Origin of the sequence: Hoeflea sp. Naph1, assembly GCF_046837775.1 — a bacterium.
Classification (GTDB): domain Bacteria; phylum Pseudomonadota; class Alphaproteobacteria; order Rhizobiales; family Rhizobiaceae; genus Hoeflea.
On the sequence record NZ_CP177286.1, the window covers coordinates 3,712,083 to 3,730,873 of the forward strand.

17 protein-coding genes are annotated in these 18,791 nt (G+C 58.6%); 8 read left to right on the forward strand and 9 right to left on the reverse strand.

The window, feature by feature from the left end; all coding sequences use genetic code 11:
* Positions 1–53: 53 nt before the first annotated feature.
* The 3 genes from glpK to ACK6D9_RS17880 form a co-directional block, all read right to left on the reverse strand.
* Positions 54–1,547 (reverse strand): glycerol kinase GlpK, encoded by a 1,494-nt coding sequence (gene glpK / locus ACK6D9_RS17870; RefSeq protein ID WP_412049539.1) that lies wholly within the window; start codon positions 1,545–1,547, stop codon positions 54–56.
* A gap of 90 nt (positions 1,548–1,637) precedes the next feature.
* Positions 1,638–3,143 carry a glycerol-3-phosphate dehydrogenase gene (gene glpD, locus ACK6D9_RS17875; protein ID WP_412049540.1) on the reverse strand — a complete coding sequence of 502 codons (1,506 nt, stop codon included), beginning with the start codon at positions 3,141–3,143 and terminating at the stop codon, positions 1,638–1,640.
* Between the two features lie 116 nt (positions 3,144–3,259).
* Positions 3,260–4,216, reverse strand: coding sequence for an AEC family transporter (locus ACK6D9_RS17880; protein ID WP_412049541.1), 957 nt, complete (start codon positions 4,214–4,216; stop codon positions 3,260–3,262).
* A gap of 384 nt (positions 4,217–4,600) precedes the next feature.
* Here ACK6D9_RS17880 and ACK6D9_RS17885 point away from each other — a divergent pair, with 384 nt between their 5' ends.
* Positions 4,601–5,713 carry a pyridoxal phosphate-dependent aminotransferase gene (locus ACK6D9_RS17885; RefSeq protein WP_412049542.1) on the forward strand — a complete coding sequence of 371 codons (1,113 nt, stop codon included), beginning with the start codon at positions 4,601–4,603 and terminating at the stop codon, positions 5,711–5,713.
* Positions 5,714–5,904: 191 nt separating this feature from the next.
* On the opposite strand, the gene ACK6D9_RS17890 is transcribed toward ACK6D9_RS17885, so the two are convergent.
* Positions 5,905–6,171 carry a sel1 repeat family protein gene (locus ACK6D9_RS17890; protein WP_412049543.1) on the reverse strand — a complete coding sequence of 89 codons (267 nt, stop codon included), beginning with the start codon at positions 6,169–6,171 and terminating at the stop codon, positions 5,905–5,907.
* Positions 6,172–6,642: 471 nt separating this feature from the next.
* Here ACK6D9_RS17890 and ACK6D9_RS17895 point away from each other — a divergent pair, with 471 nt between their 5' ends.
* Positions 6,643–6,984: a DUF2147 domain-containing protein gene (locus ACK6D9_RS17895; RefSeq protein ID WP_322989497.1), complete on the forward strand. Its 342-nt coding sequence runs from the start codon at positions 6,643–6,645 to the stop codon at positions 6,982–6,984.
* Between the two features lie 232 nt (positions 6,985–7,216).
* Here the strand turns inward: ACK6D9_RS17895 and ACK6D9_RS17900 are convergent, their stop codons facing one another.
* Complete coding sequence (locus tag ACK6D9_RS17900) at positions 7,217–7,918, reverse strand: glutathione S-transferase N-terminal domain-containing protein (protein ID WP_412049544.1); 702 nt, start codon at positions 7,916–7,918, stop codon at positions 7,217–7,219.
* 178 nt (positions 7,919–8,096) lie between these two features.
* Between ACK6D9_RS17900 and ACK6D9_RS17905 the strand changes: the two genes are divergently transcribed.
* The 3 genes from ACK6D9_RS17905 (at position 8,097) to ACK6D9_RS17915 (ending at position 10,107) form a co-directional block, all read left to right on the forward strand.
* Positions 8,097–8,258: a hypothetical protein gene (locus ACK6D9_RS17905; protein ID WP_322989499.1), complete on the forward strand. Its 162-nt coding sequence runs from the start codon at positions 8,097–8,099 to the stop codon at positions 8,256–8,258.
* 31 nt (positions 8,259–8,289) lie between these two features.
* Positions 8,290–8,463, forward strand: coding sequence for a hypothetical protein (locus ACK6D9_RS17910; RefSeq protein WP_412049545.1), 174 nt, complete (start codon positions 8,290–8,292; stop codon positions 8,461–8,463).
* Between the two features lie 144 nt (positions 8,464–8,607).
* Positions 8,608–10,107, forward strand: a complete 1,500-nt coding sequence (locus ACK6D9_RS17915) for an AMP nucleosidase (protein WP_412049546.1) — start codon at positions 8,608–8,610, stop codon at positions 10,105–10,107.
* Positions 10,108–10,366: 259 nt separating this feature from the next.
* Here ACK6D9_RS17915 and ACK6D9_RS17920 read toward each other — a convergent pair whose 3' ends face one another.
* On the reverse strand, positions 10,367–11,548 hold the full coding sequence (locus tag ACK6D9_RS17920) for an MFS transporter (protein ID WP_412051843.1): 1,182 nt from the start codon (positions 11,546–11,548) through the stop codon (positions 10,367–10,369).
* A gap of 109 nt (positions 11,549–11,657) precedes the next feature.
* Here ACK6D9_RS17920 and ACK6D9_RS17925 point away from each other — a divergent pair, with 109 nt between their 5' ends.
* Positions 11,658–12,527, forward strand: a complete 870-nt coding sequence (locus ACK6D9_RS17925) for a LysR family transcriptional regulator (RefSeq protein WP_412049547.1) — start codon at positions 11,658–11,660, stop codon at positions 12,525–12,527.
* A gap of 306 nt (positions 12,528–12,833) precedes the next feature.
* On the opposite strand, the gene ACK6D9_RS17930 is transcribed toward ACK6D9_RS17925, so the two are convergent.
* From ACK6D9_RS17930 to ACK6D9_RS17940, 3 genes are all read right to left on the reverse strand, one after another.
* Entirely contained in the window at positions 12,834–14,498 is a 1,665-nt protein-coding gene (locus tag ACK6D9_RS17930) for an electron transfer flavoprotein-ubiquinone oxidoreductase (protein WP_412049548.1), read from the reverse strand.
* A 458-nt stretch (positions 14,499–14,956) separates the two neighbouring features.
* On the reverse strand, positions 14,957–15,541 hold the full coding sequence (locus ACK6D9_RS17935; RefSeq protein WP_412049549.1) for a PAS domain-containing protein: 585 nt from the start codon (positions 15,539–15,541) through the stop codon (positions 14,957–14,959).
* 593 nt (positions 15,542–16,134) lie between these two features.
* The gene (locus ACK6D9_RS17940; RefSeq protein ID WP_412049550.1) at positions 16,135–16,860 is read right to left on the reverse strand and encodes a Crp/Fnr family transcriptional regulator; all 726 of its coding nucleotides are present in this window, start codon (positions 16,858–16,860) and stop codon (positions 16,135–16,137) included.
* A 168-nt stretch (positions 16,861–17,028) separates the two neighbouring features.
* On the opposite strand from ACK6D9_RS17940, the gene hemN reads away from it, so the two are divergent.
* Together hemN and ACK6D9_RS17950 are read left to right on the forward strand one after the other, a co-directional pair.
* Positions 17,029–18,378: an oxygen-independent coproporphyrinogen III oxidase gene (hemN, locus tag ACK6D9_RS17945; RefSeq protein WP_412049551.1), complete on the forward strand. Its 1,350-nt coding sequence runs from the start codon at positions 17,029–17,031 to the stop codon at positions 18,376–18,378.
* 125 nt (positions 18,379–18,503) lie between these two features.
* Positions 18,504–18,782, forward strand: a complete 279-nt coding sequence (locus tag ACK6D9_RS17950; protein WP_007198256.1) for an acyl carrier protein — start codon at positions 18,504–18,506, stop codon at positions 18,780–18,782.
* Positions 18,783–18,791: the final 9 nt, after the last annotated feature.

The following is an 18,791-nucleotide window of genomic DNA, read 5'->3' on the forward strand; positions in this document are numbered from 1 at the left end:
ATTTCGGCGCAGTCCAAGACATCCCGCCTGGCACCCTATTTATCCAGGGTGGATCAGTTGGCGCTCAGCGTCCGCCGCACCGCGTCGCGCCAGCCCTTCAGCTTGGCGTTGCGGGTCTTGTCGTCCATCTCAGGCTTGAAGGTGGTGTCGCGCGCCCAGGCCTTGGCGAAGGCCTTCTGCTTGGGCCAGACACCGGCGCGCTGACCGGCAAGCCAGGCTGCGCCCAGCGCCGTGGTTTCAAGTATTTTCGGCCGGTCCACCGGCGCATCGAGAATGTCGGCCAGTCGCTGCATGGTCCAGTCTGACGCCACCATGCCGCCATCCACGCGCAGCACCGTGTCGGCCTCTGAGCTCTTCCAGTCCTTGTGCATGGCATCAAGCAGATCGCGAGTCTGATAACAGACCGCCTCCAGCGCCGCACGTGCGAATTCCGCAGGCCCCGTGTTGCGGGTCATGCCATAGATCGCGCCGCGCGCCTCGGCGTCCCAATGCGGCGCGCCAAGCCCGGTAAACGCCGGCACCAGATAGACATCCTGCGTCGGATCAGCTTCTGCCGCCAGATCGCCGCTGTGTTCGGCCTTCTTGATCACCTTGATGCCGTCACGCAGCCATTGCACGGCAGCGCCGGCGATGAAAATCGAGCCTTCCAGCGCATAGGTAACCTTGCCGTCCAGCCGATAGGCGACGGTGGTCAGCAGCCGGTTTTTCGACTGTACCATATCCTCGCCGGTGTTGAGCAACGCGAAACACCCGGTGCCATAGGTCGATTTAAGCATGCCCGGCTCAAAGCAAGCCTGGCCGATGGTGGCTGCCTGCTGGTCGCCGGCCACGCCAAGGATCGGGATTTCCGCGCCGAACAGCTTCTTGTCGGTGACGCCAAAATCGGCGGCGCAATCCTTCACTTCCGGCAACATGTCAGCCGGGATTTGCAGGATCTTGAGCAGTTCCTCGTCCCATTCCTGCGTGGCGATATTGAACATCAGCGTGCGCGAGGCGTTGGTGGCGTCGGTGACGAACGACTTGCCGCCGGTCAGCCGCCAGATCAGGAAGGTGTCGATCGTGCCAAAGCAGAGTTCACCGCGCGCAGCCCTGGCCCGCGCACCCTTCACATTGGTCAGCATCCACGACAGTTTGGTGCCCGAAAAATACGGGTCGAGCAGCAACCCGGTCTTGCGGGTAAACGTCTTTTCGAGGTCCTGACGCTTGAGTTTTTCGCAATAGGAGGCGGTACGCCGGTCCTGCCAGACAATCGCATTGTGGATCGGCTTGCCGCTCTCGCGCTCCCAGACAACCACCGTCTCGCGCTGATTGGTAATGCCGATCGCCGAAATGCCCGACGCCTCGATGCCGGCCTTTTTCAAGGCCTGCTTGACCGTCAGCACCACGGTTTTCCAGATTTCCTCGGGATCGTGCTCGACCCAGCCCGATTGCGGGTAGAATTGGGTAAATTCCTTCTGGCCGACGCCGACGATCCGCATCTCACCGTCAAACACGATGGCCCGGCTCGACGTGGTGCCCTGATCAATCGCCAGAATGTAACCGCTCATGCTGTCATCCCCCAAATCCCGGCATGTCGCTCGTTCCGGCATTTGATCCGGATTCGCCAGCCAGCGAAAGGCCTCCGCCTATCAGCGATGTCAGGTCGCGCGCTTTTTCGCCATGTAGGCTTCAAGTGCGGCCACCTGCGCCGGCTCGAGCCGAAGCCCGCGCTTGGTTCGCCGCCAGAGCACATCTGCGGCTTCCATCGCCCATTCATGCGCCATCAGATAATCAATCTCGGCTGCATAAAGACCGTAGCCAAAATCTTCACCCAGATCCGCCATCGAGCTCGCCTTGCCCAGCAACAGCCGTGCCTTGGTTCCGTACTGACGCACATAACGGCGCGCCTGCTTGGCTTCGAGGAACGGATAATCCGCGTGAAGCCGCGCCACCTCTCCCTCGAAATCGCTCGCCGGGAAATCACCGCCAGGCAAGGCGGCACGGTGGGTCCAGGGCGCGGACTTCTTGCCGAGCCGCGCCTCGATCAGTTCCAGCATCGATTCCGCCAGTTTGCGGTAGGTGGTGATCTTGCCGCCAAAGATATTGAGCAGCGGTGCCCCCTCATCGGGATCCGCCTTCAGAACATAGTCGCGCGTGGCTTCCTGCGCAGCACTCGCGCCATCATCGTAAAGCGGGCGCACGCCGGAATAGGTCCAGACTATGGTCGACCGTTCTACCGGCTTTTCGAGATACTCGCTTGCCGCTGCGCACAAATAGTCGATTTCACTGTCAGTGATCTTCACGTCTTTCGGATCACCATCATAATCCTGGTCGGTGGTGCCGATCAGGGTGAAGTCTTCCTCATAGGGTAGCGCGAAGATGATCCGCCCGTCGCCGTTCTGGAAGATATAGGCGCGGTCGTGATTGTGCAGTTTGGGCACCACGATATGGCTGCCCTGGACCAGACGCACATTATGCGCGTCATTCCGCCCAACAACACCTGACAGGATCCGGTCGACCCATGGCCCCCCGGCATTGACGATCAGCCGAGCATGGATGATCTCGCGCGCACCGGTGGCGCGGTCGGCGATGGTCACTTCCCAGACACCATCCTTGCGTTCGGCACCGACAACCTCGGTGCGGGTGTGGATTTTGGCGCCCCGATCAGCGGCGTCGCGCGCATTGAGCACAACCAGCCGGGCGTCGTTGACCCAGCAGTCGGAATACTCGAACCCCTTGGAGAACAATGGCTTGAGAGGTTTCCCGACAGGCGACGTCTTCAGATCGACGGTCTTCGTGCCGGGCAGCAGTTTGCGGGTGCCGATATGATCGTACAGAAACAGCCCGAGCCTGAGTAACCAGGCCGGTCGCATTTCCTTGTGGTGCGGCAGCACGAAGCGCAACGGCCAGATGATGTGCGGCGCATTCGACAACAGCACTTCGCGCTCGCTCAATGCTTCGCGGACCAGCCGGAACTCGTAATATTCGAGATAGCGGAAACCGCCATGGATCAGTTTCGACGACCATGACGAGGTCCCCGATGCGAGGTCGTTCATTTCGGCGAGAAACACCGAATAGCCGCGCCCAACCGAATCGCGGGCAATACCGCAGCCGTTGATGCCGCCCCCGATGACGAAGACATCATAGAGTTTGTCATGTGCCATTGGGCTCTCCGGCTCGGCAGATTTCCATACATTATTTCTAATGTGAACCCATAGCGAATGTCAAAAGAAAACAAACGAAACCGAAATACCAATTTGCGCAGACCGTCATTTCGATCTCACAACAGGAGGTCGGCAATAAAAAGCCAGACGCCGGTCGTCACCGCCGACAGCGCTGTGCCCAACGACAGAGACGTCGACGCCAGCCTCTGTCCGGTATTCAATTGGCTGGCGATCAGCCATGAATTGACGCCAGCCGGAAGCGAGGCCGCGGCCACGGCGATCTTGGCCTGAAATTCCGGCAACCCCGCAAGCATTGCCAGGCCCAGCGCCAGCGCCGGCATCAGCACCAATTTCAGGGACACCATCGACAGCGCCTGTTTGACCTGGCCGCGGATCCCATACCCGGCGAGCGAAGCCCCCATGGAAAACAAGGCAAGCGTGCCGGCAACACCGGCCAGGCTGGCGATCACCCGATCCACCACCACGGGAAGCCAAAGTCCGGTATAGCGCACCAGCACCCCCGCCAGAATGCCGATGATCAGCGGATTGGAAAACAGCTGGCGCAGAAATTGAAGCACCAGCGCGGTCGGGTTTGCGGAACCAGTCACCGCACCGTCACGCCTGAGCGCCCATTCATAAAGCAGCATCGACGCCGCCATCATGACCGGCATGTGGATCGAGACGATCTGTGACAGCACTGCCAGTCCAGCCTCGCCATAGAGCCCGGTGACGAACGGTATGCCGAGCAGCACCAGATTGCCGAACCCCGCCGACAGGCCTGCAACAACACCGGAGCGCGCATCACGGCCAAAACCGGCGCGGATGGTCAGATGCGCGAAGCCCCAGGTCATGAAAACGGCTGAAAAATAGACCGCCCATAGCGCCCAGGGCGCACCGTGGTCGAAACTGGCTGTCGAAATAGTGCGAAACAGCAACAACGGCACCGCGATGGTGAACACGAAGTCAGACAGCCCATCCCCGGTTTCCGGCTTGATCAGTCGAAAGCGGGCGGAACCGTAGCCGATGGCGATCAGCGAAAAGACAACGAGGATGGTTTCGGCAAAGAGGGGCAAGGCGGATGGACCCAGTAGCGAGTGCGAAGACTTGATCTTTATGCCAGACACGGCTCCGCGCAAAGCCTCGCTTGGCATATTTCAACACCTGCAGGTTGCGGCCTGCCTCCATCCGCAATGCGCTGGGGGCAAGCAAAAGCACCAAAGCGACGTCCGCGTCTGGGCACTCATACATGCGGCGCCCGTGGATCAGGTCGGTGGTGCATCTTCATGCTTATTCGCCCGGGCGGCGGCGAAACCAGGCTTTGCACTCCGCTGCCCCGGTCTTCCAGCCAGCCAGTCACAGACGGGCAAAGCTTCTCGCGGGCGCTTGATACCGGCCAGTTATGGCGCTACGGCTCACCTGCCCTTTGCCAAGCCCTCTTGCCTAGCCCGGAGCCTGCCATGCCTGCCTTCAGCCGTTTCACCGCTCTTGTCGAATCATTGCCGCCAACCGTGCCGTTTGTTGGCCCCGAAACCCAGGAACGCGCCCGCGGTGAAAAATTCATTGCCCGGCTTGGAGCCAACGAAAGCGGCTTCGGCCCGGCGCCATCGGTGATCCAGGCGATTAACCGCGAGGCCGGGCTTTGCTGGCGCTACGCCGATTCGGAAAGCCACGACCTGCGCCATGCACTGGCTGCTCATCTAGGGCTTGGCGCCGACAATCTGGTTGTCGGTGAAGGCATTGACGGTTTGCTTGGACTGCTGGCGCGGCTGATTGTCGAGCCGGGAACCCCGGTGGTCACCTCACTCGGTGCCTATCCGACCTTCAATTTTCATGTCGCAGGCTTCGGTGGCAGGCTGGTCACCGTCCCCTACCGCGATGACCGTGAAGATCTCGACGCGCTGCTCGATGCCGTCCGGCGCGAAGATGCGCCGCTGGTCTATCTCTCCAACCCGGACAACCCGATGGGCACTTGGCACAGTGCCGACGATGTCGTGGCCTTTGCCAGGGCGTTGCCCGAAACCACGATGCTTGCCCTTGACGAAGCCTATGGTGAAACCGCGCCGGCCGAAGCGCTTCCGGCGATCGCGTCCCTGGCCGAGATGCCCAACGTGCTGAGGTTTCGTACCTTCTCCAAGGCCTATGGGCTGGCCGGTCAGCGTGTCGGCTATGTAATCGGTCAAGCGGGAACCGTGTCGCGGTTTGATCGGGTGCGCAATCATTTCGGCGTCAACCGGATCGGTCAGGCTGCAGCCTTGGCAGCGCTAACGGATCAGGCGTGGCTTGCCGAAGTGGTTGACCAGGTAGCTGCAGCGCGCGACCGCATCAGTGCGATCGGCCGCTCTCACGGTTTCGAACCGATCCCATCGGCCACAAATTTTGTCACCCTGGATTGCGGCGCCGGCGTCGAACGCGCCAAGTCGATCCTCGAAGAACTGGTAAAGCGCGGCGTCTTCATCCGCATGCCCGGCGTCGCTCCGCTCAATCGCTGCATCCGCGTTTCCGCCGGATCGGAGGCTGAACTCGCCATTTTTGAACAGGTGCTTGCCGAGGTGATGGCCGATATCGGCTAATTCATATCGCCGCGACGGGCATATAGGGCTTCGTTTCCCGAGCTCTCACAGACAGAAGCGCCGCGGGTCGTCAAGGACGCGCGACGCTGTCCCGATGCCGGTCCATATCGTCTGGCATTCAGACGCTTCCTCGCCTCCACGAGGTCTGCTTCCATCCGCTGTGGCGCGCGTTCGCACCATTGGCCAGCGCATCAGTGCATGGTCATCCATTCGCGGGCGGCGCGCAGTGCCGCGGCAAGCTCGGATTTGCTCATGCTCTCAGACAATTCGGCGCGCAGCGTTGCGGCCCGGTCCGAGCCCTTGATGGCGGCAATATTGAGCCATTTGTGGGCCGCGATAAAATCGACTTCGCATTCCCGTCCGGTCGCATACATCAGACCCATTTCGCAAAACACATCTGCCTTGGTTTCGCCACCCATGCTGGCCTGATCGTGATCTCGAAGTTCGTAAAGTGCCATTGGTTCAGTCCCTGTAAAGTTTTGATTTCGTTGTCCCTGTCAGCTCCTGAGAAGCCGTCTTCAATCATGCTTGCGTCCGGTTAGGCCCGGTGCTGTCTTGTTGGATTGAAGTGTGCCGTGATCGACTAAAAAGCGCGTTAAATTGCATGCTTAACTGGAGACGAACAAAGTCCAAACGCTTGGTAAATTTGCGATTTCGTTAAACATCCAAGCCGTTGGAATCCGGCCAAAGCAGACAATTCGGTTGCTCAAATGCCATTTGAAAAAGTTACGAACAGCTAACCAAACATCCATTGCAATTTCAGAGAATTTGATCGACCTCGGCAAGATCGGGTTATTCAACCGGCACCTGAGGCGCGCAAAACACCGCTCGTCAACGCCATTTTGGCGTCAAATTCCCAGTTTACCTTTACGTAAATCAGAGTTAAGTAAGAAATTGCCCAGACTGGGCATTATCCTGGGAGGAAAGACATGATTGGCAAACTGATTACCGCTGGCGCGCTTGTCGCTGCCATGACGGCCCCGGCCTTGGCTGACCCGATCGAAGGCGCATGGAAAACACAAGCTGGCGACAACGCCATGATCAGCAGTTGCGGCGGTTCGTTCTGCATCAAGCTGACCTCGGGCGAGTATGCTGGCACTTCGATCGGCAAGATGAAGGCCACCAGCAGCGGCAATTATGCCGGCTCGATCACCAAGCCGTCCAATGGCAAGACCTATTCGGGCAGTGGCAAATTGTCGGGCAGCAAGCTGAAGATGACCGGCTGTGTTCTCAAGATCCTGTGCGAAAGCCAGACCTGGAACAAGCTCTGATCCCTGCCGCAGCCTTGCGCGCCTGGTCGCGCGCGATGACTTGCCAGCATGACTACACCGGAACGGGGGCCATCTGCCCCCGTTTTCGTGCCTGCATTGGTCGCGATGTGCCAGGCGGCGCCGCAATTTCGGCCGGCACTGCCAGCCTCGGCCTCTTTACAGCCGATACCGGCACATGCCTCGCCCTCGCCAAACTGTGGTTACGGCTTTTCAATGCCGGCACGCGTATCGCTTACCGGGCCTTCTGGCCGAACAGCACCTTTTGCGCATCCTTGTCGTCGCCGAGATTCTTGCGGTATTCGATGCCGATCTCGCATCCCCTTGCCACCGCCGGCCGGGCCAGCATGGTCTCGAACCAGCGCTTGAGATCGGGAAAATCAGCCAGATCCTGTCCCTGGTTCTTGTGCGGCTTGACCCAGCCGAAACAAGCCATATCGGCGATCGAGTAATCTCCCGCCAGGAACGCGCGGTCGGCCAGCCGCCGGTTCATCACCCCGTAAAGCCGGTTGACCTCATTGGTGTAGCGGTCAATCGCGTAAGGCACCTGCTCGGGCGCATACTGGCGAAAATGATGCGCCTGCCCCGCCATCGGACCGAGCCCGCCCATCTGCCAGAACAGCCATTGATCAACCTCGACGCGTGCGCGCTCGTCAGTTGGATAGAACCGAGCAAACTTGCGCCCGAGATATTGCAGGATCGCGCCCGATTCAAACACCGAAATCGGCTCGCCGCCTGGGCCTTCGGGATCGATGATCGCCGGCATCCGGTTGTTGGGTGAAATCGCCAGGAATGAGGGCTCGAACTGATCGCTCTGGCCGATATTGACGTAGTTGACCCGGTAGGGAACGCCCAATTCCTCCAACAGAATAGTGACTTTCCAGCCATTCGGCGTCGGCCAGTAGTAGAGTTCTATTTGCTTGTCCTGCGTGCTCATCAGCCATCCCTTCCATGCTCTTTGCAAGAGATGTGGAATGCTTCGCTGCACTTGGCAAGCGCCAACACTGCCGAACCCGGCGCACGTTAATGTGTTTGAACGTCAGATGAACAGACACCTCAGACACCGTTCAGCCACGGAATGCGATTGTCTCCTCAACATCAGGGGATCGACACACATGACCACACTAGCCCGCCGCTTCATCATCATCTGCCTCATCTTCGTGATCTTCGCACTTCTGATGGCTGCGGCTGTTGCCCATTCCGAACGCACTACCTCGGGCTGGCACAACGGCGCGATCGAAGCCTGCACCTTCCGCTTTGGCGCCCGCTGCCAGTAATCCCGCAGAATTTTCCCGAGAGGATAATGCCTTGACCAACAGAATTTACCATTCCCTGTCCATCCTGCTGCGAATCGTCGCTCTCACCGCATTTTTTGTTGGTCCCGTTGGCGCCTATGCCTACGCCAATTCCGGCGACAAGGGACCCGGCATGTCCGGCGCCGGCTTCGTGCTCTACATGTCACTGCAGCGTAACAGCCTGTGACCGGCGGTTCATACCGCCACTTCCAGCCGACTGCGCAGTGGCTAAACAGCAACATCGCCGCGCCCGGATATGCGCACCGGGCCTGAAGGTTCTTACAGGGCCAATAGTCTTTTCCTTGTCAAAATTTCTCGTATATAACGATGTATGGAACAGCGAATCTCATCACAGACAGCCACCGGCTTCATCTCGCCCGACCCGATCGAACCGCAGGAATATTCCACTGCGTCCGAGGCAGTGGCTGCGCTTGAAGCCATCTACAATCGCAACACCGAATTTTTGTGCGGGGCATTTCACAGCCTTGCGACAGAAAAACCGAAAGGCCGCTACCGGGCCTTCTATCCTCAAATCAGCTTTGAAACGACGTCGTTCGGCATGGTCGATTCCCGACTGTCCTACGGACACGTGGTGTCGCCGGGCCGCTATGCCGCAACCATCACCCGGCCGTCGCTGTTTCGCAGCTACCTGACGACGCAGTTTGAATTGCTCTTGCGCAATCACGGAACCCCGCTGACGGTCTCGGAATCCGACACGCCCATTCCGCTGCATTTTGCCTTCGGTGAAGGCGCCTATGTCGAGGCCGCAGTTGCCGACAAGCTCGACATGCCTCTGCGCGACCTGTTCGACACGCCGGATCTGGCCACCACCGACGACGAAATCGTCAATGGCATGTATGAACCCGGTCCCGGCGAACCATTGCCGCTGGCGCCGTTCAAGGCGCAACGCATCGACTATTCTCTGGCCCGACTGTCGCACTACACCGCCACCGCGCCCGATCATTTCCAGAATTTCGTGCTGTTTACCAATTACCAGTTCTACATCGACGAGTTCTGCGACCACGCGCGCTCGCTGATGGCCGAAGGCGATCATGATTACGAGTTCTTTGTCGAACCAGGCAATCTGATAACACCGGTGGGCCATCGCAGCCCGACCGAAGGCATCGCCCCGGCACGGCTGCCACAGATGCCCGCCTACCATCTCAAGCGCAAGAATCATGGCGGCATCACCATGGTCAACATTGGCGTCGGTCCGTCCAACGCCAAGACCATCACCGACCATATTGCAGTCCTCAGACCGCACGCCTGGCTGATGCTGGGCCATTGTGCCGGTCTGCGCAACAGTCAGAAGCTGGGCGATTATGTGCTGGCCCATGCCTATGTGCGCGAGGACCATGTGCTTGACGATGATCTGCCGGCCTGGGTTCCGATCCCGGCGCTGGCAGAGATTCAGGTTGCCGTCCAGGAAGCCGTCGCCGACGTTACCGGTCTCAAGGATTATGATCTCAAGCGCATCATGCGCACCGGCACCGTCGCCACCATCGACAACCGCAACTGGGAACTCAGGGACCAGCGCGGCCCGGTGCAAAGGCTGTCGCAATCGCGCGCCATTGCGCTGGATATGGAATCAGCCACCATCGCCGCCAACGGTTTCCGTTTCCGTGTTCCCTATGGCACGCTGCTATGCGTCTCCGATAAACCGTTGCATGGCGAACTCAAACTGCCCGGCATGGCCTCGGCCTTCTACAAGAACCAGGTCAACCAGCATTTGCAGATCGGCCTGCTGGCCATGCAGAAACTCGCGGCGATGCCACCCGAACGGCTGCATTCACGCAAGCTCAGAAGCTTCTTCGAGACGGCGTTTCAGTAAGGAAGGCGGAAGGGCGGGGTCCGAGGTACTCGCCATTTCTCAAGGAAATCGAATTTCTTACGAACCGCTAAAACAGGCGGAAACCGGGCTCTCGCCGCATGTACAAGCCAACATGGTTTTAGAAGAGAATACCGACATTAGCGGGTGGTCCCGCAAATCAACCGCAGGACATGGGGGCAATTGACTCCACTCGGACGCGAGTATCTCCGGTTTTGCCAAACGCCCTGCCTCATCGATGATGCGGCAGGGCAAGAGGGGGCTATTCGGCAGCAACCATGTGGAGCGCGGCAGCGTTTAGTCGGCCAGAGAGGCGCACCAGAACGATCCCGACAGCAACCACCCCAGCGGCGATGTAGGGCGCAGCGGCCAGTCCTATGCCTTCCACAACAAGCCCACCGACCCATGCACCACCGGCGATGCCCAGATTGAACGCGCCGATATTCAGGCCAGAGGCGACATCGACGGCACCCGGAGAAACCTCGCGTGCGATCTGTACAACATAGGATTGCAGCGGAGGTACGTTGGCGAAAGCAAAGCCGCCCCAAAATGCCGCAACCGCGATGGCTGCGATCGGACTGGTAAGGGTCGCACCAAGCGCCACCAGTGAAATTGCAAGACCGGCAAAGATCGTAGTCAAGGCAGGCACGGCACCGATGCGGTCAGCAAGCTTGCCGCCAGCGATGTTCCCAACGGCAACAGATGCACCATAGAGCAGCAGCACAAGGCTGATTGCACCCGCAGACAGACCGGTGACTTCGTTCAGCATTGGCGCAAGAAAGGTGAAGGCGATGAAGTTCCCGCCATAGCCAACAGCTGTGATCAGATACACCAGCAGAAGACGGGGTGAAGTCAGCACCTGTAGTTGCGCCTTAATTCCGGGAGACGCGGTGCGGGTGAGATTGGCAGGCACCAAGATGGCCGATGCAATGAAGCCGATCACCCCGAGCACGACGACACCAAGGAAGGTGGACTGCCAGCCAAAGTTCTGGCCGATCAAAGTTCCCAAAGGCACGCCTGTGACCAAGGCCACTGTCAGACCAAGGAACACCAATGCAATGGCCGAACTTTCCTTTTCAGGCTCCACCAGATCAGTGGCTATGGTCGAGGCGATTGCAAAGAATACCCCGTGGGCCAGGCCTGTGATAAAGCGCGCAGCGACCAGGCTGCCATAATCAGGTGCAAAGGCTGCGTAGGCATTGCCAAGCGTGAAAAGCGCCAGCAATAGCAGAAGAAGCGTTTTGCGAGGCACGCGGTCGGCCATTGCCGTCAACACTGGCGCGCCAAGAGTCACGCCAAGTGCGTAAAGACTGACCAGCAGACCAGCAGATGGAATGGAAACGCCCAAATCAGCGGCAATGGTGGGAAGTAGGCCAACGATAACGAACTCGGTCGTTCCGACGGCGAAAGCGGCGATTGTCAGCGCCCATAAAGCAAGTGGCATCGGTATCTCCATTAATTTGATGTCGACACCGTATATGTCAGCGGCTATCTGTTGCGAGAACAGACATGTTTGGAATGGATTATTGCACAATCCGCACGAATTGCTTCGGATGGGCGACCTTGCCGCTTTTGTTGGCATTGTTGACGATGGTGGGTTCGCTGAATCTGCGCGGCGCAGGGGTGTGTCCGCATCGACGCTAAGCCGTGCAGTCACACGGCTGGAAGAGCAACTGAATGTCACACTGCTGCGCCGTACCACGCGTTCAATCGAGATCACGCCCGAAGGTGCCGCCGTTCTGGCCGAGGCCCGGGAGATTCTGGACCGCAGTGAAAGCCTGCAAGAGATAGCGACAAGCGGGCAGGCCCCCGCTGGACCTCTACGCGTGAATGCGCCTGTGCCATATGTGCTGCATGTGCTCGCGCCGCGCCTGGCCGAATTCCATGCGCTGTATCCAGACATCAAATTGTCGATCGACATGACCGATACGCTGGTTGATCTGATCGGCAGTCACGCAGATGTCGCCATTCGGTTGGGCCGCCTTCCTAACAGCGAGATGTTGCATCGCCCGCTGGGGCGAACGCCGTGGAAGCTGGTGGCCACGCCTGAGTATCTGGACCGCCACGGCTGGCCCGAAACGCCCACGGACCTCGCACGTCTGGAACAAGTGCGTTTTGCGATGCCCGAGCACATCAACACGTTGTGCTTTGCAGGCCATGCGGAACCGATTGGCGTGCCCACCGCAATCACTGCCGGCAATGGCGAGGCGGTACGTCAACTGGTACTGGCCGGCCTTGGCATTGCGCGCTTCTCCGACTTTATGATTGTGAAAGATATTGCCGCGGGCCGTCTGGTCGAGCTCTTTCCGGGTCAGCTAGATTCCGAGCCGCTCGACGTTACCGCCCTTTACCTGACCCGCATCTCCGGCCTGCGCCGGCTCGGTGTGTTTTTGGATTGGCTGGGGACGTTAGGTTCGGGCTGAGTTCCTCATCGCACCCCCTACTGATGCAAAGCAAAGCTTGCGTCCCCCGAAAAAGTTGCCCTGCATGTCCAATTAGGTCCCATTCCCACTTAGCCGAGGTCCGCTTAACGACGCTGCACCGCAGCGGCTCGCCTCATTGGTAATGGCAGCTAAGGGCCGGAAGTGACAGTCGGCCATAAAGGCCGAATGTCCCAGGAGGGCTCGAAGCGAACCAACGCGACTTGCAGACAAACGCTTGCTCAAAGCCGGCAACACAAAGGTGTAATTTCAAACAAGGCGCATCTGACCGCCCGGCCCCGGCTCACCTCACATGTTGGTATAAACCGGCCCTTCGCCGCCCTGGGGCGGCACCCAGTTGATGTTCTGGTTCGGGTCCTTGATGTCGCAAGTCTTGCAGTGTACGCAGTTCTGCGCGTTGATCACGAAGGTCGGCACACCGTCGGTTTCCACCCATTCATAGACACCGGCCGGGCAATAACGCTGCGATGGACCAGCGTAGACCCCGAGTTCAGAAGATCTCTGCAGCGCAAGATCGGCAACCTGCAAATGCACCGGCTGGTCTTCCTCGTGGTTGGTGTTGGACAGATACACCGAAGACAGGCGGTCGAAGGTCAGCACGCCATCAGGCTTGGGGTAATCGATCTTCTTGTGCTTGTCAGCCGGCTCAAGCGCCGCATAGTCGGCCTTGCCGTGCTTCATCGTCCCGAACGGCGAAAAACCGAACAAAGTGTTGAACCACATATCGAGCCCGCCCAGCGCCACGCCGCCGATGGTGCCGAGCCGCGACCACATCGGCTTGACGTTACGCACCTTTTTAAGGTCGGCGCCAATCTCGGAGCTGCGCCATGCATCGTCATAGCCTTCCAGCACATCCTGGGCTCGACCGCCGGCGATCGCCTCGGCCGCGTGCTCGGCCGCCATCATGCCTGACAGCACCGCATTGTGCGATCCCTTGATGCGCGGGACGTTGACGAAGCCTGCCGAACAACCGATCAGCGCGCCGCCCGGGAAAACCAGTTTGGGCACCGACTGCCAGCCACCTTCGGAAATGGCGCGCGCGCCATAACCCAGCCGCTTGCCGCCCTCAAACACCGGCGCAATCGTTGGATGGGTCTTGAAGCGCTGAAATTCCTCAAACGGCGATAGCCATGGATTCTTGTAATTGAGGTGGACCACGAATCCGACCGCCACCTGATTGTCCTCAAGGTGATAAAGGAACGATCCGCCACCGGTCTTCATATCGAGCGGCCAGCCAAACGAGTGCTGCACCAGCCCCGGGCGGTGATGCTCCGGCTTGACCTCCCAGAGCTCCTTCAGGCCGATGCCGTATTTCTGCGGCTCCCGGCCCTCGTCGAGCTTGAATTTCGAAATCAGCTGTTTGGCCAGTGAACCGCGTACGCCTTCACCGATCAGCACATATTTGCCCAAGAGCGCCATGCCGCGGGCATAGCTCGGGCCGGGTTCGCCATTGCGCTCGACACCCATGTCGCCGGTAGCGACCCCGATCACCGCCCCCGTCTCGTTGGTCAAGACTTCGGTAGCGGCAAAACCTGGATAGATTTCCACACCCAGCGCCTCGGCCCGGTCTCCAAGCCATTTGGTCACGTTGGAAAGCGAGACAATGAAATTGCCATGATTGTTCATCAATGGCGGCATCAGGAAATTCGGCAGCCGCACCGACCCAGCTGGCCCAAGCACCAGGAATTGATCGGCGTTGACCGGCGTCTTGAAGGGATGATTCGGATCATCGCGCCAGTCGGGGATCAGCTTGTCGATACCCACCGGATCGACAACGGCGCCGGAAAGAATATGCGCGCCGACTTCGCCACCCTTCTCCAGGACGACAACCGTGAGATCGGGATTGACCTGCTTGAGGCGGATTGCCGCTGACAGGCCCGCGGGCCCGGCGCCGACAATCACCACATCGAATTCCATGCTCTCGCGTTCCGCAAGCTCGCTTACATCATTCATCGAACGTTCTCACTTCTTGATCCGGGCACCGCCGCATGATCGCACCATGCAGCGAACCCACCAAAACCCTGACATCAACATGGCAGATCGAACCCAAACCGGCTGCCCTGCCAAACCTGTTCGAAGACCTTGCGGTCCATTGCTCCTGTCATGGCAAATGGCATCGGTGGAGTCGAGCCGGGAAACGACAGGATATTGTTCATCGCCTATCAATTATTGACGTTCACGTAAACGTCAATCATAAAATTGAAGGTGGGCAGATGCAATTTACCCCCCTCGGAGACGGGGCCACGCACCGGTCACTGCGAGATCGGGGAATGCGCCCGACCGACGAAAAACAATTCAAGACGCAGAAACAGTGTGGGGAAAAGATTGTAGCACGATGTATCCGGTCGTACGGATAACAGCCCGTTGGTCAGAACGACGGCACGGGGTCGAGCTGGCAAAATCTGGGAAACTCAGGCGACGGGGGCGAACATCGGCTGCATCGTCAGCACGATCACGGCACCAGCAATGGCCTTGCTGGGGCCTATAAACGGAGTCATCCGGCAACGGACATCATACATGCGCCCGGCGGCATCGGTTGTCTCGTAATTGTAATGAACCCTGGCCCCGGCAAAACATTGATCAAGCCGCGGCTTGGCGCGGGAATGGTACAATTCTGGGGGCATCACATCGACAAGAGACTTGCCAATGAAGTCCGAGGGGCGCTTGAGATGAAAATCGGCATTCGGCTGATTGGTGTAGAGATAACGGTAATCGAGCCCGACCACCGCGACGCGTTCCGGAACTGAGTCGAGCAACATCTCATGCAATGAAGCATCGTAACCGTCCGACAATGCGCCTTGGACTGCTTCCGTATCCGCCAGATCCGGATTGACAGCGGAAGGGAGATAGCGGTCGAACAACGCTTTCATCATGCCGGTGTAGCGGCGCACACCCACATCATCCTCGCAATTGCGCACGGCAAGACGGGCAAAGAATTCCAACTGCAGCGTAATCTCATCACGGTTGCGCGCGTGCTGCCTGAAAATGGTGTGCATCAATGGCTGGATTTCGGCATCAATTAGGTTGACCGCGGATTCGTCCCCCCGACGGACCGCCATCAGCAAATCATTGCAAGCTCTTTCAAAATCATCGATCAGATCCGAAAGCATATATCCCCCGATTTTCTTTATTGCCCCTCCCTTTACAATGCACCTTATTGTTTGTCGATTGGTTACTTGTTGAGCCTCCCTGAAACAACAGTGCGTGCGAAATCGACAGGACCGAGAATTATTGGAAGATGCAAACCAGCGCCAATGACGTTCTGAGCTGAAATCAGGATGGTGGAATAGCCTAAATAATTTGATTTATTGTATTTTTTGCAACAGAGCAGCTCCGAGAAGAAGCCCCTCAACAAGGGCGAGCGACCGGTCCAGGAAGTCGAAGAACTGTATCATTACGTACGGAACCGCCTGATGAAAGTCTGATTGCCTGCCGTCTTCACAAAAATGTTATCGCTTCTGAAACCGTGACCGGCTTGCCGGACGCCCACCCATCAAGGTGATTTATCCATCGCACCTCTCAACAACCGTCGCTTTGGCACGGACGCATCCGGCAAATCGGGACAGAAGGATCAATCAGTTAAGCCGTTTTACTGAGCCGCGCGTTCGGCCAGCGCCGCAAGATCTGGCACCTCGACGTGGCGGTTGTTGGAGATATGGACCACATTGTCCTTGCGCAATCTGGTCAATTGCCGGCTGACAGTCTCGATTGTCAGCCCAAGGAAATCGGCAATGTCGGAGCGCGTCAGCGGCAATTGGAAACTTGCCGAATCCGAGTCCGACTCCGGATTGGCATGGGTGGCGATCAGATACAGGAAACTGGCCACCTTTTCCGACGCCGTCTTGCGCCCCAGGGTCAGCATCCAGTCGCGCGCCTCGTCCAGTTCCTTCAATGTTTGCTCGAGCAATTTGTGCTCAAGCTCTGGCGTTTCCTTGATCATCCGCTCCAGAACAGCCTTGGGAAAGCTGCACACATTGACGTCGGTGGCTGCATCCGCGGTTATGCCGTTATCTATGCGAAATGGACGACCGAGAAAATCAGGAGCAAATTGCAAGCCGACGATCTGCTGTCGTCCGTCGGCCATCATCTTGGTCAGCTTGACAACGCCGGAGATGATATTGGCATAGCTGTTGGCTTCCTGGTTCTCACCGATCAGTTCAGCACCGGAACCAATTAGCTTGCGCGTCGATATCTTGTTGAGATTTGCAAGCTGGCTCGCCGACAAGGCACCACACACGCCCCTGTGGCGCACTTCGCAAGCACGGCACAACGCGGGTATATCTGAACTGCTTGTGTCTTTGCGGTGCGCGTCCATCGAACTCTCACTGCTGCGGCAGCCAAGCCATTCCGCGCGCCTCGTGGCTGCAAAGTCCTGTTGTGACGCGTCGGTATTTGCGCACAAACAACAGCGAGGTTTGATCAAAGTCAAGGCAGGCATGCTGCCGCTGGGCGATGTTCGCGGGCAACCGGAAGAGAGTCGCACATGCAAAAAGAATTTGTCCGCAAGCACGCTGGCTCCGTGCCGCGCTACACCAGTTACCCGACCGCGCCGCATTTTCACGCTGGCATCGATGGCGATGTCTACGCCAACTGGCTGAGGAAACTCAAACCGGGACAAACCCTCTCGCTCTACATCCACATTCCCTATTGCGACAGGCTATGCTGGTTTTGCGGCTGCCACACCAAGCAAACCCTGAAGTACGACCCGCTTGTCACCTATCTAAGGGCCCTTGAGAACGAGATCGAAACCATTGCCAGCCTGATCGATCCGGATTGCCGCGTCACTGCGCTGCATCTGGGCGGCGGATCGCCGACATTGCTGCGGCCGGATGACATGGTGGCGTTGAACAACACCCTGCGCAGCAAGTTTCATTTCAACAAGGACGCGGAGATCAGCGTCGAGATGGATCCAAACGACCTCGATTCGGGACGATATGACGCGCTCGCCGAGATCGGGTTGACGCGCGCATCGATCGGTGTCCAGGACTTTGACGAGAAGGTGCAGAAAGCCATCAACCGCTTGCAGACCTTCGAACAGACCCGTGATGTTGTCGAGCAGGTCCGTGCCCGCGGCGTCCGCTCGGTCAATTGCGACGTACTCTATGGACTACCCCATCAGACCCGGAAATCGATCGACCGCACCATCGAGCAGGTCGTGTCGCTGCAGCCCGACCGGATCGCACTTTTCGGTTACGCCCATGTGCCGTGGATGAAAACCCACCAGAAGATGATCGACGAAGCAGCGTTGCCGGACGTGACTGAACGTTTCGCACAGATGAACCGGGCGTCTTCTTCGCTGACCGCGGCCGGCTACACGGCAATCGGCATCGATCATTTCGCACTGCCCGCCGACAGCCTTGCGGTTGCCGCGGCTTCAGGTTTCCTGCGCCGCAATTTCCAGGGCTATACCAGCGACACCGCCGATGCGTTGATTGGAATGGGGGCATCATCCATAGGCCAACTGCCGCAGGGTTATATCCAGAACCAGCCCTCCACCGGCGAATACCAGCGCCAGGTCAATCTCGGCAAATTGCCGGTGGTGCGCGGCTTCGAGCTTTCCACTGAAGACCGCATTCGCGCCCGGATCATTGAGTTGTTGATGTGCGACTTCGCCTTCTCGTTCGCCACCGTTCGCCATGAGTTCGGTGCCGCGGCAGAGAGCATACTGGACGAGGCCGAATATCTCGCCAGCTGCGATACCGATGGGATGGTGGAAATCAACGGCGGCCTGTTTCAGGTCACCGCCAAGGGCAAGCCCTTCGTGCGGTCGGTCGCCTCCGCGTTTGACTCCTATCTGGGCGTCGGCTCGGCCCGCCATTCCCTCTCGGTCTGAGCTTGGCCGGTGTTGCCCTGATGTCACGATCATGTCCCGCAGCTTCACAGGCAAAGTAGCCATTGGCTTTTGCGCCGGATTTTTCTATAGCTTCGGCCAAACAATCATCCAATGAGGAATACAGCGTGACCGCAACATTCGACAAGGTCGCCGACATCATCGCCGAAACCAGCGAGATCGACCGCGACTCAATCACCCCCGAAAGCCACACCATTGACGATCTGGGGATCGACAGCCTTGATTTTCTCGACATCGTTTTTGCGGTCGACAAGGAATTCGGCATCAAGATTCCACTCGAGCAGTGGACCCAGGAAGTCAATGACGGCAAGGCCTCGACCGAGGAGTATTTCGTGCTGGGCAACCTGTGCACCAAGATTGACGAGTTGCGGGCAGCAAAGGCCTGATGCCGGTCC